General features: G+C 65.4%; 15 protein-coding genes. 11 read left to right on the top strand and 4 right to left on the bottom strand.

Annotation, left to right across the window (positions count from 1 at the left end; genetic code table 11):
- Positions 1-365 precede the first annotated feature (365 nt).
- The 8 genes from dnaK (at position 366) to AABA84_RS20635 (ending at position 7,723) form a co-directional block, all read left to right on the top strand.
- The gene (gene dnaK / locus AABA84_RS20670) at positions 366-2,267 is read left to right on the top strand and encodes a molecular chaperone DnaK (protein WP_028139411.1); all 1,902 of its coding nucleotides are present in this window, start codon (positions 366-368) and stop codon (positions 2,265-2,267) included.
- 245 nt (positions 2,268-2,512) lie between these two features.
- Positions 2,513-3,640 (top strand): molecular chaperone DnaJ, encoded by a 1,128-nt coding sequence (gene dnaJ, locus AABA84_RS20665; RefSeq protein WP_028139412.1) that lies wholly within the window; start codon positions 2,513-2,515, stop codon positions 3,638-3,640.
- Positions 3,641-3,728: 88 nt separating this feature from the next.
- Complete coding sequence (locus AABA84_RS20660; protein WP_212243322.1) at positions 3,729-4,328, top strand: class I SAM-dependent methyltransferase; 600 nt, start codon at positions 3,729-3,731, stop codon at positions 4,326-4,328.
- 57 nt (positions 4,329-4,385) lie between these two features.
- Positions 4,386-4,964, top strand: coding sequence for an NADPH-dependent FMN reductase (locus AABA84_RS20655; protein ID WP_212243323.1), 579 nt, complete (start codon positions 4,386-4,388; stop codon positions 4,962-4,964).
- 6 nt (positions 4,965-4,970) lie between these two features.
- The gene (gene pyrF, locus AABA84_RS20650; RefSeq protein WP_338312933.1) at positions 4,971-5,678 is read left to right on the top strand and encodes an orotidine-5'-phosphate decarboxylase; all 708 of its coding nucleotides are present in this window, start codon (positions 4,971-4,973) and stop codon (positions 5,676-5,678) included.
- Between the two features lie 100 nt (positions 5,679-5,778).
- Positions 5,779-6,090 carry a DUF1330 domain-containing protein gene (locus tag AABA84_RS20645; RefSeq protein WP_027566211.1) on the top strand — a complete coding sequence of 104 codons (312 nt, stop codon included), beginning with the start codon at positions 5,779-5,781 and terminating at the stop codon, positions 6,088-6,090.
- 170 nt (positions 6,091-6,260) lie between these two features.
- Positions 6,261-7,076, top strand: a complete 816-nt coding sequence (gene dapB, locus AABA84_RS20640; RefSeq protein ID WP_212243325.1) for a 4-hydroxy-tetrahydrodipicolinate reductase — start codon at positions 6,261-6,263, stop codon at positions 7,074-7,076.
- A 23-nt stretch (positions 7,077-7,099) separates the two neighbouring features.
- Positions 7,100-7,723 carry a 2,3-bisphosphoglycerate-dependent phosphoglycerate mutase gene (locus AABA84_RS20635; protein ID WP_338312931.1) on the top strand — a complete coding sequence of 208 codons (624 nt, stop codon included), beginning with the start codon at positions 7,100-7,102 and terminating at the stop codon, positions 7,721-7,723.
- Positions 7,724-7,868: 145 nt separating this feature from the next.
- On the opposite strand, the gene AABA84_RS20630 is transcribed toward AABA84_RS20635, so the two are convergent.
- Together AABA84_RS20630 and AABA84_RS20625 are read right to left on the bottom strand one after the other, a co-directional pair.
- Entirely contained in the window at positions 7,869-8,765 is an 897-nt protein-coding gene (locus AABA84_RS20630) for a methylated-DNA--[protein]-cysteine S-methyltransferase (RefSeq protein ID WP_212243327.1), read from the bottom strand.
- Positions 8,766-8,819: 54 nt separating this feature from the next.
- A complete protein-coding gene (locus tag AABA84_RS20625) occupies positions 8,820-9,350 on the bottom strand; it encodes a DUF2244 domain-containing protein (protein ID WP_338312929.1) in 531 nt (176 codons plus the stop codon).
- A 22-nt stretch (positions 9,351-9,372) separates the two neighbouring features.
- On the opposite strand from AABA84_RS20625, the gene nth reads away from it, so the two are divergent.
- The 3 genes from nth to AABA84_RS20610 all read left to right on the top strand — a co-directional run bounded on the left by nth (position 9,373) and on the right by AABA84_RS20610 (position 12,955).
- Positions 9,373-10,125 carry an endonuclease III gene (nth, locus tag AABA84_RS20620; protein ID WP_212243330.1) on the top strand — a complete coding sequence of 251 codons (753 nt, stop codon included), beginning with the start codon at positions 9,373-9,375 and terminating at the stop codon, positions 10,123-10,125.
- A gap of 81 nt (positions 10,126-10,206) precedes the next feature.
- Positions 10,207-11,340, top strand: coding sequence for an HlyD family secretion protein (locus AABA84_RS20615; RefSeq protein WP_338312927.1), 1,134 nt, complete (start codon positions 10,207-10,209; stop codon positions 11,338-11,340).
- A complete protein-coding gene (locus AABA84_RS20610; RefSeq protein ID WP_212243334.1) occupies positions 11,327-12,955 on the top strand; it encodes an MFS transporter in 1,629 nt (542 codons plus the stop codon). The genes AABA84_RS20615 and AABA84_RS20610 overlap by 14 nt, the downstream gene beginning before the upstream one ends.
- Before the next feature lie 6 nt (positions 12,956-12,961).
- On the opposite strand, the gene AABA84_RS20605 is transcribed toward AABA84_RS20610, so the two are convergent.
- Together AABA84_RS20605 and nikR are read right to left on the bottom strand one after the other, a co-directional pair.
- Positions 12,962-13,702 (bottom strand): sulfate transporter family protein, encoded by a 741-nt coding sequence (locus AABA84_RS20605; RefSeq protein ID WP_038948637.1) that lies wholly within the window; start codon positions 13,700-13,702, stop codon positions 12,962-12,964.
- Positions 13,703-13,813: 111 nt separating this feature from the next.
- Positions 13,814-14,260: a nickel-responsive transcriptional regulator NikR gene (gene nikR / locus AABA84_RS20600; protein ID WP_338308724.1), complete on the bottom strand. Its 447-nt coding sequence runs from the start codon at positions 14,258-14,260 to the stop codon at positions 13,814-13,816.
- Positions 14,261-14,265: the final 5 nt, after the last annotated feature.

The raw sequence follows: 14,265 nt of genomic DNA, 5'->3' as shown, positions 1-14,265 counted from the left end.
CGTTCGATGGTCGGACACCGGGCCGCTTTGTCGCGCGAGGCAGCTGTGGCGGCTGTCCGGCCCGTCCGCCTTTTACCGGGTTTGGGCGCGCGGCAACAGGGCGGCACCGGCTGCGGTAGCGGGGGCTTGCTGAAGCCTGAACCTGTTAATAATTCCTCACCCGCAAGGGCGGTGAAGTCCGGATATCATCGTCCAAAACCCAATGTTTTCACGGCAGAAACGTAGCTTCGGTCCTTGCGGGCCCCTCCCCCCCTCCTATATGAGCCTCAATCATCGCAATATCGCGGATGTTTGATCTTAGGGGGTTTCGGTCGGGTGCCTTCTGGGCCCAGCCAACCTGCCGCAAAAACAAGGATATCAGGACCATGGGAAAGGTCATTGGGATCGACCTCGGCACCACGAATTCGTGCGTCGCCGTGATGGATGGCAAGAACGCCAAAGTCATCGAGAATTCCGAAGGCATGCGCACGACGCCTTCGATCGTCGCCGTGACGGACGACGGTGAGCGCCTCGTCGGCCAGCCGGCCAAGCGCCAGGCCGTCACCAATCCCGAGCGCACCTTCTTCGCAGTGAAGCGCCTCATCGGCCGCCGCTACGACGACCCGATGGTCGAGAAGGACAAGAAGCTCGTCCCCTACAAGATCGTGAAGGCTTCCAACGGCGACGCCTGGGTCGAGGCCGACGGCCAGACCTACTCGCCCTCGCAGGTCTCGGCGTTCATCTTGCAGAAGATGAAGGAGACTGCGGAAGCCCATCTCGGCCAGAAGGTCGATCAGGCCGTCATCACCGTTCCCGCCTACTTCAACGACGCCCAGCGCCAGGCAACCAAGGATGCCGGCAAGATCGCGGGCCTCGAAGTGCTGCGCATCATCAACGAGCCGACCGCGGCCGCGCTCGCCTATGGCCTCGACAAGACCAAGACCGGCACGATCGCGGTGTACGATCTCGGCGGCGGCACGTTCGATATCTCGATCCTCGAGATCGGCGACGGCGTGTTCGAGGTGAAGTCGACCAACGGCGACACCTTCCTCGGCGGCGAAGACTTCGACATGCGCCTGGTCGGCTATCTCGCCGACGAATTCCAGAAGGAGCAGGGCATCAACCTGCGCAACGACAAGCTCGCGTTGCAGCGCCTGAAGGAAGCTGCTGAAAAGGCCAAGATCGAGCTGTCCTCGACGACGCAGACCGAGATCAACCTGCCCTTCATCACTGCGGACCAGACCGGCCCGAAGCATCTGACGATGAAGCTCACCCGCGCCAAGTTCGAAGCGCTGGTCGACGACCTCGTCCAGAAGACCGTCGAGCCCTGCCGCAAGGCGCTGAAGGACGCCGGCGTCACCGCCGGTGAGATCGGCGAAGTGGTTCTGGTCGGCGGCATGTCGCGCATGCCGAAGGTCCAAGAAGTCGTGAAGCAGCTGTTCGGCAAGGAGCCGCACAAGGGCGTCAACCCGGACGAAGTCGTGGCGATCGGCGCCGCGATCCAGGCCGGCGTGCTCCAGGGCGACGTCAAGGACGTGCTGCTGCTCGACGTCACCCCGCTGTCGCTGGGCATCGAGACGCTGGGCGGCGTGTTCACCCGCATCATCGACCGCAACACCACGATCCCGACCAAGAAGAGCCAGGTGTTCTCGACCGCCGAGGACAGCCAGAACGCGGTCACCATCCGCGTCTTCCAGGGCGAGCGTGAAATGGCGGCCGACAACAAGATGCTCGGCCAGTTCGACCTGATGGGCATTCCGCCGGCTCCGCGCGGCATGCCGCAGATCGAGGTCACCTTCGACATCGACGCCAACGGCATCGTCAACGTCTCGGCCAAGGACAAGGCCACCGGCAAGGAGCAGCAGATCCGCATCCAGGCCTCCGGCGGCCTGTCGGAAGCCGACATCGAGAAGATGGTCAAGGACGCCGAGGCCAATGCCGAGGCGGACAAGAAGCGCCGCGAGGCCGTGACCGCCAAGAACGAGGCGGATGGTCTGGTGCATTCGACCGAGAAGGCTTTGGCCGAGCACGGTTCGAAGGTCGGCGAGACCGAGCGCCGCGCCATCGAGGATGCCGTCGGCGACCTCAAGGAAGCGCTGAAGGGCGACGATGCCGAGGCGATCAAGGCCAAGACCCAGACGCTGGCCCAGGCTTCGATGAAGCTCGGCGAGGCCATGTACAAGCAGCAGGCCGAGGCCGACGCCAAGAAGGACGCGGCCAAGGACGACGTCGTCGACGCGGAATTCACCGAAGTCGACGACGACAAGAACAACAAGAAGTCCGCCTGAACCCCAAGAGGGTCATGATGCGGACGGCTTGGACCCCACACGCTCTACCGGCCTCCTCCTTCGCGGGGGAGGCCGTCGTGTCGGGACGGACGGGCGGGTCGCCCGTTACGATCGATCAATTCCCAGCCGTTATGCTGAACGCCGCCAAGCGACCCTCTGCCGCCAGGCAGAAGGCTGCCTATATCGTCGTGTGGCGACGTCGTTTCGCTCCGACTTGAATCGCGATTGGATAGACCGAGTCCCACATGTCCACGTCCACCAAGCGCTGCTATTACGAAACCCTCGAAGTCGAACGCGATGCCGACGAATCCGTCCTGAAATCGTCGTTCCGCAAGCTGGCGATGAAGTTCCACCCGGACCGCAATCCCGGGGACGACACCAGCGAAGTCAAGTTCAAGGAAATCAACGAGGCCTACGAGGTCCTCAAGGACAAGGACAAGCGCGCGGCCTATGACCGCTACGGCCATGCCGCCTTCGAGCAAGGCGGCGGTGGCGCCGGCTTCGGCGCGGGCTTCGCCTCTTCCTTCTCCGACATTTTCGAAGATCTGTTCGGCATGGCCGGGCAGCGCGGCCGCGGCGGCCGCGAGCGCGGCGCCGACCTGCGCTACAACATGGAAATCACGCTCGAGGAAGCCTTCGGCGGCAAGACCGCGCAGATCGAGATTCCGGTCTCGGTCACCTGCGAGGCCTGCTCGGGCATCGGCGCCAAGGCAGGAACCAAGCCGAAGACCTGCTCGAGCTGCGGCGGCGCCGGCCGCGTGCGGCAGTCGCAGGGCTTCTTCACGCTGGAGCGGACCTGTCCGGGCTGCCAGGGTCGCGGCCAGATGATCGAGGATGCCTGCCCGTCCTGCTCGGGCCAGGGCCGCGTCACCCGCGAGCGGAATCTTTCGGTCAACATTCCCCCCGGTGTCGAGGACGGCACAAGGATCAGGCTCGCCGGCGAGGGCGAGGCGGGGGTCCGCGGCGGTCCGCCCGGCGACCTCTACATCTTCCTGTCGCTGGCCCAGCACCAGTTCTTCCAGCGCGACGGCGCCGATCTGCATTGCCGTGTGCCGATCTCGATGGTGACGGCCGCCCTCGGCGGCGAATTCGAGGTGCCAACCATCGAGAAGGGCAAGGCCAAGGTGAAGGTGCCGGCCGGGACCCAGTCGAACCGCCGATTCCGCATTGCATCAAAAGGCATGCCGGTGCTGCGGTCGCGCCAGATGGGCGACATGTATGTTCAGGTCGTGGTCGAGACCCCGCAGAACCTCACCAAGAAGCAGCAGGAATTGCTGGCCGAGTTCGAAAAGCTGTCAAGCGGCAACACCCAGCCGGAATCCGAGGGCTTCTTCGCCAAGGTCAAGGATTTCTTCGGTAATCGGGCGAGTTGACTCGGCTTGACCATACCGCCTTCGGCCTATACGTCTTTATGACCATTTTCTGACACGCCGCGGTCCCGCGGTCCCGTCCGGTCCTGACATGCCATTGCCATCGTCCGCGCGTGCGTTGAAGAAGCCTCGTCTCGACGACGAGGTGCGCTTTCTCAGATCATGGATCGAAAAGCCCCTGCACATGGGCGCGGTGATGCCGTCGGGCAAGCTGCTGGCCCGGACCATGGCTCATTACGTCGATGTCGATTCGGACGCGCCTGTGGTCGAGCTCGGCCCCGGCACCGGCGCCATCACCTCGGCCCTGATCGAGCGCGGCGTCGACCAGAAGCGTCTCGTCCTCGTCGAATACAATCCCGGCTTCTGCGCCCTGCTGCGCGACCGCTATCCGCAGGCCAAGGTGGTGCAGGGCGATGCCTATCGCCTGCGTGACACGCTCTGGAACGTCCTGAGCGCGCCGGCCTCCGCAGTCGTCTCCGGCCTGCCGCTCGTGACAAAACCGATGCTGACGCGGCTGCGGCTGATCCGCGACGCCTTCACGGCGCTCGCGCCCGGCGCGCCTTTCGTCCAGTTCACCTATGCGGTGGTGCCGCCGATCCCGAAATCGCTGCCCGGCGTGTCCACAGAGGCGTCGGAACGGATCTGGATGAACCTTCCGCCCGCCCGCGTCTGGGTGTATCGCAAGCGCTAATTCCGCCGGCTCGGTTCTTTGCGCGGCGGCTCGTATTCGCCGAACGCATGGAAGCGGATGTCCGCACCTAAAATCCTGGTCATTCCCGGCTCGCTGCGCACCGGTTCGCACAACGTGAAGTTGGCGGCGGTCGCCGCCTATGAATTCGCCCGGGCCGGCGTGGACGTCACCCGCATCTCGCTCGCCGATTTTCCGCTGCCGATCTACGACGGCGATCTCCAGGCCAAGGCCGGCGTACCCAAGCATGCGGTCAATCTCAAGCGCATGATCGGCACGCATCACGGCGTGCTGTTCGTCTCGCCCGAATACAACGCCTCGGTGCCGCCGCTGCTCAAGAATGCGATCGACTGGGTCAGCCGCGTGCAGGATCCGCACGAGACGCGCGGCGAGGTGTTCCGCAACCGTGCCTTCGCACTCGCCGGCGCCTCGCAGAGCCGGCTCGGCGCGGCTCGTGCGCTGCAGGCGCTCAGGCTGATCCTGACCTCCTGCCACGCCAATGTGATTGCCAGCCAGCTCACGCTCGCCTTTGCCGACCAGGCCTATGACGATATGGACAGGCTCAAGAACGAGGCCGATATCGCCGCGTTGAAGGAGTTGGTGGCGCAATTGATCGACATTTCCCAACGCATGATGTGAGGTGACATGACGCCAGCCGAGATCGCCCCCAAGGACCGCCTGATCGTCGCGCTCGATCTGCCCAGCGTCGATGCCGCGGAGGCGACGATCAATCGCCTCGGCGACAGCGTCACCTTCTACAAGATCGGTTATCGGCTCGCTTATGCCGGCGGATTGCCGCTGGTCGGCAAGCTCGCCGACAAGAGCAAGAAGGTCTTTCTCGATCTCAAGCTGCACGACATCGGCAACACAGTGATGCAAGGCGTCGAGAGCATCACCAGGCTTGGCGCCACCTTTCTCACCGTGCACGCCTATCCGCAGACCATGAAGGGCGCGGTCGAAGGCCGCGGCAATTCGAGCCTGAAGATCCTCGCCGTCACGGTCCTGACCTCCTACAACGAGGACGATCTGCACGCGGCCGGCTATCGGCTCGGCGTCTCCGAGCTGGTCGAGGCGCGCGCGCAGCAGGCCCAGGTGCTTGGCATCGACGGGCTGGTGTCGTCGCCGGAGGAAGTCGGGGCCTTGCGCAAGATCGTCGGCCACCAGATGCATCTCGTCACCCCCGGCATCCGGCCGGTCGGTTCGGCAACCGGCGACCAGAAGCGCATCATGACGCCGGGCCGCGCGATCGCCGCCGGCGCCGATTATCTCGTCGTCGGACGGCCGGTCGTCGAAGCCGCCGACCCCAAGGCGATTGCGGAAGCCATCCAGGCCGAGATCGCGCAGGCGCTCTGAGCATGATCCGGACCCGAAGGGCCGCGTTAGCGCAAAGTGTGAAGCGGCTTTCCGATCAGATCATGCTCAAATGAAGATCAGCGACACAGGGAGAAGAACAATGGCAAAAGGCTACTGGATCGGGCGCGTCGATGTGAGCAGTGACGAGGGCTACAAGCCCTACGCCGTCGCCAACGGTCCGATCTTCAAGAAGTGGGGTGGCCGCTTCGTCGTCCGCGCCGGCAAGTTCACCACCGTCGAGGGCGCCAGCCGCACCCGCAACGTCGTGATCGAATTCCCGGACTACGAGACCGCGATCGCCTGCTACAATTCGCCGGAATACCAGGCCAACATCAAGGTGCGCCAGCCGCACTCGGTCGCCGACCTCATCATCATCGAGGGCTATGACGGCCCGCAGCCGTCTGACGGCTGAGGTACGATCAGCCCCGTCATGACCGGGCTTGACCCGGCCATCCACGTCTCTTGCGTTGATGTGGGGCCTCTCGTGGATGCCCGGGACAAGCCCGGGCATGACGATGGAGCTTGCCCCTCGGTTGCCGGAACTGCGTCCCCCCGCTACAACGGCCGTGAGAGGATCACACCATGTCCGACATGCGCCTGATTGTTGCTGGAGCCGGTGGCCGGATGGGCCGCGCGCTGGTGCGGGCGATTGCCGAGAGCAAAGGCGCGGTGCTGGCCGGCGCGCTCGAGGCCCCCGGCTCGGAGCTGCTCGGCAAGGATGCCGGTGTGCTCGCAGGCCTGCCGGCCAACGGCATCAAGCTCTCGGCCGATCTCTGGGCGATGTCGAAGGAGGCCGACGGCATCCTCGATTTCACCGTGCCGGCGGCGACCATCGCCAATGTCGCGATCGCGGCCGAGCGCGGTATCGTGCATGTCGTCGGCACCACCGGATTGTCCGGCTCCGACAACGCCGTGATCAAGAGCGTCACCAACCGCGCCGTCGTGGTGCAATCAGGCAATATGAGCCTCGGCGTCAATCTGCTGGCGGCCGTGGTCAAGCGCGTCGCCAAGGCGCTCGACCAGAGTTTTGACATCGAGATCGTCGAAACCCATCATCGCATGAAGGTCGATGCGCCATCCGGCACCGCGCTGATGCTCGGGCAGGCCGCAGCCAGCGGCCGCGGCGTCACCCTCGATGAACATTCCGAACGTGGCCGTGACGGCATCACCGGCGCGCGCAGGCCGGGCAATATCGGTTTCGCCTCCTTGCGCGGCGGCACCGTCGCCGGCGATCACAGCGTCACCTTCCTCGGCCCGTTCGAGCGCCTGACGCTGTCGCACCAGGCCGAGGACCGCATGCTGTTCGCCCATGGTGCGCTGAAGGCGGCGCTGTGGGCGCATGGCAAGAAGCCGGGGCACTACTCCATGGCCGACGTGCTCGGCCTGTCCGACATCTGATGGAACTTAACGGAAAGCAGTCAATGAGCGAACGTCTTCTCGTGCTCGTGCGTCACGGCCAGAGCGAATGGAATCTGAAGAACCTGTTCACGGGTTGGAAGGACCCTGACCTCACCGAGCTCGGCGTCAAGGAAGCCACGGAAGCCGGCCGCAAGCTGAAGGCGCACGGCCTCGTGTTCGACGTCGCCTACACGTCGGTGCTCACGCGCGCACAGCACACGCTCGATCTCATCCTCGGCGAGCTCGACCAGAAGGGCTTGCCGACGACGAAGAACCTCGCGCTGAACGAGCGCGACTACGGCGATCTCTCCGGCCTCAACAAGGACGACGCGCGCAAGAAATGGGGCGAGGACCAGGTGCTGATCTGGCGCCGCTCCTACGACGTGGCGCCGCCCGGCGGCGAAAGCCTGAAGGACACGCTGGCGCGCGCATTGCCGTACTACGTGCAGGAGATCCTGCCCGGCGTGCTCAACGGCAAGCGCACCCTGGTTGCCGCCCACGGCAATTCACTGCGCGCGCTGATCATGGTGCTGGAAAAGCTCTCGCCCGAAGGCATTTTGAAGCGCGAGCTGGCGACGGGTGTGCCGATCATCTACCGCCTCAACGCGGATTCGACGGTGGCCTCGAAGCTCGATCTGGCGGGTTAGGTTTTCGACGCGAGCACGCTGCCGTAGGGTGGGTTAGACGGCGACTGTGCGAAGCGCAGTCGGCGGCGTAACCCACCAATTCCGTCACCGTGGAAACCAAAGAGGTGGGTTACGCCTACGGCTAACCCACCCTACTAGATCTCAACTACTGCACCCCGAGCTGCCCGGCCTCCCAGCCCAGCATCGCCTGCTTGCGGGTGATGCCCCAGTGATAGCCCGTCAGCGTGCCGCTCTTGCCGAGGGCGCGGTGGCAGGGCACGACGAACGAGACCGGGTTCTTGCCGACCGCCGCGCCGACGGCGCGCGAGGCCTTCGGGCTGTTGATGTTGCAGGCGATGTCGGAATAGGACACCGCGCGCCCCATCGGGATCTTCAGCAGCGTCTCCCACACCCGCACCTCAAAATCGGTGCCGATCATCACCACGCGCAGCGGCTGGTCCGGCCGCCACAGTTTTGTATCGAAGATGCGCTGGGCGAGTGGCGCGGTGCCTTCGTGATCCCAGACATAGGTTGCGTTCCGCCATCGCCGCGTCATATCGGCGAGTGCGATCTTCTCCTCGCCAGGGTCAGCGAAGGCGAGCCCCGACAGGCCGCGATCGGTCGCGATCACGATGGCCGTCCCGAACGGCGAGGGGTGAAAGCCGTAGCGCAAGGTCAGACCGGCGCCGCCGTTCTTCCATTCGCCCGGCGACATCGCTTCGTGGGTCACGAAGAGATCGTGCAGCCGGCCCGGCCCTGACAGGCCCGAGTCGAGCGCGGCGTCGAGGATGCTCGCGGAGTCCCGCAGCAAGCCCTTGGCGTGATCGAGCGTCAGCGCCTGCATGAAAGCCTTTGGCGTGATCGAGGCCCAGCGGCGGAACAGATGGTGCAGCTCATCCGGCGTGACCCCGGCCGCATCCGCCATCGCCTCGATGGTCGGCTGCGCGCGCCAGTTCTCCGAGATGAAGGCGATCGCCCGGCGCACCGAATCATAGTCGCGCAGCGCGGCGTTGTGGGTGCCCGGCCCGGCCAGGCGCTGGTCATGTATGGCGAGTGTCATCATGACCGGAAATGTAGGAGAGGGACGGATGGGAAACCACCCGATTTCTGATTGCGCTCAGGTCACCGGATTGTAGGTCGGGCCGCGCCGGGCGGCATTCAGGGCGCCGACCAAGGCATTGTAAAAGCTAGCTTTTTCCTCCGGCCCGAGAAAGCCGGCAAGGAGCAGCCGGCGGCCGCGCGAGATCAGATAGAGGTGCTCGATGCCGTATTCCTCGTCGACCTCCTGGTCGAGCCGGACCCAGAGCGGATTGAACGTCCATTCCGAGAGCTGGCCACGATGGCTGACGCGGCGCACCCGCAGCTCCGAGGGCGTGACCACGATCTCTTCGCTGGCCCGCGCCGCGCGGAAATTGGCCTTGAAGGCCCACCAGATCACGAGCACGTCGAGGCCGAAGAAACCGAACACCGGCCAGGCACCCATCATCAGGAAGGCGAGGCCCGTGACGAAGCTGACCACGCTCAGGAACAGCATCACGGCGAGGAAGCCGGTGCGGTTCAGCGAGCGGTGCGGCGTCAGCAGCGCGGAGAAGATCTGCACGTCGCGCGGATCAGGATCGCTGCCCTCAATTTCGTTGCCTGTGCTCATCGTCCCTCAGTATATCCCGATCATGGCGAAAATCACCCGCAAGCCGGCTCCGCGCAAAGCGCCGGTGCCGAAGAAGAAGGCAAAGGCGATCGTCGCGAAGCCGAACGCGCCCGCCAAGAAGACGCTCAAGGCGATAAAGCGCTGGACGCCCGCCGAGGTCCACGAGGTCTTCAGCCGTTTCCGCAAAGCCAACCCGGAACCGAAAGGCGAGCTCGAGCACGTCAATCCGTTCACGCTGCTGGTCGCGGTGGTGCTGTCGGCGCAGGCAACCGACGCCGGCGTCAACAAGGCGACGCGCGCCTTGTTCGAAATCGCTGACACCCCGCAGAAGATGCTCGATCTCGGCGAGGAGCGCTTGCGCGAGTACATCAAGACCATCGGCCTCTACCGCACCAAGGCCAGGAACGTGATCGCGCTGTCTGCCAAGGTGCTCAGCGAATTCGGCGGCGAAGTGCCGCGCACGCGCGCCGGGATCGAATCGTTGCCCGGTGCGGGACGCAAGACCGCCAACGTCGTGCTCAACATGGCCTTCGGCGAGCACACAATGGCGGTCGACACGCATGTCTTCCGCGTCGGCAACCGCACCGGACTTGCACCCGGCAAGACGCCGCTCGAAGTCGAGCTTGGTCTCGAAAAGGTGATCCCGGCCGAGTTCATGCTGCATGCCCATCATTGGCTGATCCTGCATGGCCGCTATACTTGCCTCGCACGCAAGCCGCGCTGCGAGGTCTGCCTGATCAACGATCTCTGCCGGTGGCCGGAGAAGACGGTCTGAGATTGGCAGTGGCGGTCATTCCGGGGCGGTCCGAAGGACCGGAATGACGGCGGCAAGAGCAGAGCGTCTTGGGGTGATATCGTGAGTCAACAGGAACAAGTCCCGCCTCCGGCTGCCGCAACGCCGGCCCCGTCATCGAAGCCGACGCAGCGGCCAGCCACTTCGCTGTGGAGCCGGTTCGCGATCCCGCTGTTCGCCGTGATCGTCGCGCTCGGCTTCGTCGCGCTGGCGACGCTGCGCTTCGACGAATGGGTCGGCAATGCGGCGATCCAGACCACCAATGATGCCTATGTGCGCGCCGAGCTGACGCGGCTTTCCAGCCGTGTCTCGGGCGAAGTGCTGACCGTCGCCGTGACCGACTTCCAGCGCGTCAAGGCCGGTGATCTCCTGATCCAGATCGATCCCGCCGACTACGAGGCCCAAGTCGCGCAGTCCGAAGCTTCGGTCGCCGCCGCGCAGGCCGCGCTCGACAATCTGGCCAATCAGGTCGAGCTGCAATATGCGACGATCGCGCAGGCGCAGGCGGCGCGGCTTTCCGCGGAAGCCATGGAGGTCGAGGCGCGGCAGGAGCAGGAGCGTCAGCAATCGCTGTCGCAGACCGAAGCCGGCACGCGGCAGCGGCTCGAGCAGGCGGTGGCTGCTTACGCCAAGGCGCAGGCCGACGTGCGCGCGAGCCGCGCCGTGATCGCAGCCCAGCAGCACCAGCTCGAAGTCCTGCAAGGCACCAGGAAGCAGCGTGCCGCCGATGTCGCTGCGGCCAAGGCAACGCTGGCGGGTGCGAAGCTCAAGCTCGGCTACACCAGGATATCGGCGCCGTTCGACGGCGTCGTCGGCGAGCGCCAGGTGCAGCCCGGCGACTACGTCAATATCGGCACCAACCTCATCAACGTGGTGCCGCTGCCGAAGGTCTATGTGATCGCGAACTACAAGGAGACCCAGCTGACGCACGTCGCGCCGGGTCAGCCGGTCGAGATCACCGTCGACAGTTTTCCGCGCGAGACGCTGCGCGGCAAGGTCGAGCGCATCGCGCCGGCGACGGGCGCGCAGGTCGCGCTGCTGCCGCCGGACAATGCCACCGGCAATTTCACCAAGGTCGTGCAGCGCATTCCCGTGCGGATCCAGCTCGACGACGGCCAGCCGCTGCTGGCGCGGCTGGTGCCGGGCATGTCGGTCGTTACCAGCATCGACACCAGGGACGGCAATGGCGGAAAATGACGATACCGATCGCGGACCGCTGTCGCGCGGCGGCGTCGCGCCGCGGCCGCTGTTCGCCGTTGCGGCGGTGCTGCTCGGCTCCTTCCTCGCCAATTTCGACAGCCGCCTGACCACGGTCGGCCTGCCCGACCTGCGCGGCGCGTTCTCGCTCAGCTTCGACGAGGGCGCCTGGCTCTCGACCGCCGGCATCGGCTCGCAGATCTTCATCGCGCCGGCAGTGGCATGGCTCGCGACCGTGTTCGGGTTGCGGCGCGTGCTTGGCGTTCCGAGCCTGATCTATGCCGTCATCTCGCTGATCGTTCCCTTCGTGCACGATTATCCAACGCTGCTCGCGCTCAGCGTCGTGCATGGCCTCTTGCTCGGCACCTTCGTGCCGGCGACGCTGATGATCGTGTTCCGCAATCTGCCGATCCGCTGGTGGCTGCCGGCGATCTCGATCTATTCGATCCGCGTCGGCTTTGCGCTCGATACCTCGAGCTCGCTGGTCGGTTTCTATGTCGACCATCTCGGCTGGCAATGGCTGTACTGGCAGAGCGTCGTGGTCGCGCCGCTGATGGGGTTGATGGTCTATCTCGGCACACCGAACGAGCCGGTGAACCGCGCGCTGCTGCGCGAGGCCGATTGGGGCGGCATGCTGCTGCTCGGCGCAGGTGTCGCGATGATCTACGCCGGGCTCGATCAGGGCAACCGGCTGGACTGGCTGGGTTCGGGAACGGTGATGGCGCTGCTTGTCAGTGGTGCGGTGCTGTTCGCAGGCTTCCTCATCAACGAGTCGCTGGTACGGCAGCCCTGGGCGCATGTGAACGTCTTGTTCTCGCGTAATATCGGATTGGGGCTGGTGCTGATCCTGCTCTACACGCTGACCAGCCTGTCCAACGCCTCGCTGGTGCCGAATTTCCTCGCTGCCATCGCCCTGCTCAGGCCCGAGCAGAGCGGCGTGCTGCTGCTCACCTATGGCGCGCTCCCGATGTTCGTGCTGGTGCCGCTCTCGATCTGGCTGCTGCGGCATTTCGATACGCGGACCGTGGTGGTCGTGGGATTCGCCTGCTTCGCCGCCGCCAATCTCTGGGGCACGCAGCTCACCCATGACTGGGCGCGCGAGGACTTTGTCGGCATCGTGCTGCTCCAGGCGATCGGGCAGTCGCTGACCTTGCTGCCGCTGATCATCACGCTGCTGTCGAACTCCGACCCGAGCCGTGCCACCTCCTTTGCCGCCTATATCCAGATCATGCGGCTCGGCGGTGCCGAGATCGGCGTGGCGCTGATGGGGACATGGCTGCGCGTGCGCGAGCAGGTCCATTCCTTCTATCTCGGCCAGAACCTCGGCGTCGGCGATGTCGATGTGGTCCGCGTCCTGAAGCAGCTTGCCGATCACTTCGCGGCCCACGGCGCCGGGCTGGCGCAGCCGCGCGCGGTCGGCACGCTGGCGGGCATCGTGCAGCGCGAGGCCAATGTGCTCGCCTATATCGACGGCTTCTGGCTGTGCTTCTGGCTCGCGGTAGCCGCGCTCGGTGTCCTCGCGCTGATCACCCGCGCCCCGCCCGGCCCGTTCACGCCGGCGCCGTTCGGCTTCGCCAAGACGGTGCTGCGGAAGTGCGGCGTGCAGGTAACGTAGAGCGCGTCACCGCATCTGCCGCGCCGGCTCGATCAGCTCCGGCCGCGGGCCCGACAGCCGCTTGTGCATGTGGACCATGAAGGCCATGCCGAAGATCGGCGTCGCCAGATTCACGATCGGGATCGAGACGAAGGCGGCGATGAAGAGGCCGGCGGTGAAGATGGTGGCGGCATTGTCGCGCCGCATCGCCTTGGCCTCTTCCGGCGAGCGGAAACGCATCGCGGCGAGCTCGAAATATTCGCGGCCGAGCAGCCAGGCAGCGGCGAGGAAGAAGATCAGGAAGCCTGCGCCGGCGAAAAGCACCAGCGGCAACGCGATCAGATAGACCAGGATGGTCAGGAGCGCGGTCTTGATGCCCTCGAAGATCGCTTGGCTGAACGGCAGCGCGAGGCCCGGCTGCTCGGCGGGATAATGCTCGCGCTCGACGATGTCGGCGACGTCGTCGACGAACAGGCTCGCCACCAGCGAGGTGATCGCGGGCATCAGGAAGACGCCGCCGAACACGACGCCAAGACCCGCCGCGATCGAGACGATCCAGGACAAGACCTCGAGCGAGGTGTGCCAGCCCGGCCCGAGCAGGCCTTCCAGCCAGACCTCACCGGAGGTCGCAAACCAGCTCAGCAGCCGCTGCAGCCCGATCGCCAGCACGGTGATCAGCACGAGCGCAAGCCCGACCGATCGCCACAGGATCGAGCGCATCGGCGGCGAGATCATTTGCGACAGCGCCTTGATGGCGGCATCCAGCATGGGGGACCCTCTGAGGTAAACTACCTGCGAGAGGTAGACACCCAATGCGGCTTCGGCAAGGGAGGGCGGCTGCCCAAGGCACGACCGCGTCCGGGGCACGCAAGCTCGCTCCTACCCATGCCGGTGCGGATGCTTCCGCGCCTTCGCGGGCTTGCCTTCGCCGGTCGGGATCATCACCACGCGGCCGTAGCGCACGCCGCGTTCGGCGATGATGTGGTCGGCGAAATGCCTGACTTCGGCGGCATCGCCGCGCAGCGCCGTCATCTCCATGCAATTGTTGTCGTCGAGATGGACGTGCAGCGTCGCCAGCGCGAGGTCGTGATGGCCGTGGAACTCCTGCACCAGGCGTTTTGACAGATCGCGGGCGGCGTGGTCGTAGACATAGACGAGGCCGGCGACGCATTGGCCGGTCTGGGCGGTGTCCTCGGTGCTCTGCTGCAGGCCGGCGCGGGCGAGATCGCGGATGATCTCGGAGCGGTTCTGGTAGCCACGGGCTTCCGCCGCCGCGTCGATCTCCGCCAGCAGATCGTCCTCGATCGTGATGGTAATTCGCTGCATCAGGT

The organism is Bradyrhizobium sp. TM239 (assembly GCF_036247985.1).
GTDB classification, from domain to species: Bacteria; Pseudomonadota; Alphaproteobacteria; order Rhizobiales; family Xanthobacteraceae; genus Bradyrhizobium; species Bradyrhizobium ottawaense.
This window is presented reverse-complemented; position numbering and strand designations above follow the sequence as displayed.

What these genes read in the sequence shown, in the direction of transcription:
- AABA84_RS20645 (WP_027566211.1), top strand. Translation starts at nt 5,779, where the DNA reads ATGGCAAAAGGCTACTGGATCGGGCGCGTCGATGTGAGCAGTGACGAG.
- AABA84_RS20605 (WP_038948637.1), bottom strand. Translation starts at nt 13,702, where the DNA reads ATGCTGGATGCCGCCATCAAGGCGCTGTCGCAAATGATCTCGCCGCCG.
- pyrF (WP_338312933.1), top strand. Translation starts at nt 4,971, where the DNA reads ATGACGCCAGCCGAGATCGCCCCCAAGGACCGCCTGATCGTCGCGCTC.
- dnaK (WP_028139411.1), top strand. Translation starts at nt 366, where the DNA reads ATGGGAAAGGTCATTGGGATCGACCTCGGCACCACGAATTCGTGCGTC.
- AABA84_RS20625 (WP_338312929.1), bottom strand. Translation starts at nt 9,350, where the DNA reads ATGAGCACAGGCAACGAAATTGAGGGCAGCGATCCTGATCCGCGCGAC.
- AABA84_RS20610 (WP_212243334.1), top strand. Translation starts at nt 11,327, where the DNA reads ATGGCGGAAAATGACGATACCGATCGCGGACCGCTGTCGCGCGGCGGC.
- AABA84_RS20635 (WP_338312931.1), top strand. Translation starts at nt 7,100, where the DNA reads ATGAGCGAACGTCTTCTCGTGCTCGTGCGTCACGGCCAGAGCGAATGG.
- nikR (WP_338308724.1), bottom strand. Translation starts at nt 14,260, where the DNA reads ATGCAGCGAATTACCATCACGATCGAGGACGATCTGCTGGCGGAGATC.
- AABA84_RS20655 (WP_212243323.1), top strand. Translation starts at nt 4,386, where the DNA reads ATGTCCGCACCTAAAATCCTGGTCATTCCCGGCTCGCTGCGCACCGGT.
- nth (WP_212243330.1), top strand. Translation starts at nt 9,373, where the DNA reads ATGGCGAAAATCACCCGCAAGCCGGCTCCGCGCAAAGCGCCGGTGCCG.
- AABA84_RS20630 (WP_212243327.1), bottom strand. Translation starts at nt 8,765, where the DNA reads ATGATGACACTCGCCATACATGACCAGCGCCTGGCCGGGCCGGGCACC.
- dapB (WP_212243325.1), top strand. Translation starts at nt 6,261, where the DNA reads ATGTCCGACATGCGCCTGATTGTTGCTGGAGCCGGTGGCCGGATGGGC.
- dnaJ (WP_028139412.1), top strand. Translation starts at nt 2,513, where the DNA reads ATGTCCACGTCCACCAAGCGCTGCTATTACGAAACCCTCGAAGTCGAA.
- AABA84_RS20660 (WP_212243322.1), top strand. Translation starts at nt 3,729, where the DNA reads ATGCCATTGCCATCGTCCGCGCGTGCGTTGAAGAAGCCTCGTCTCGAC.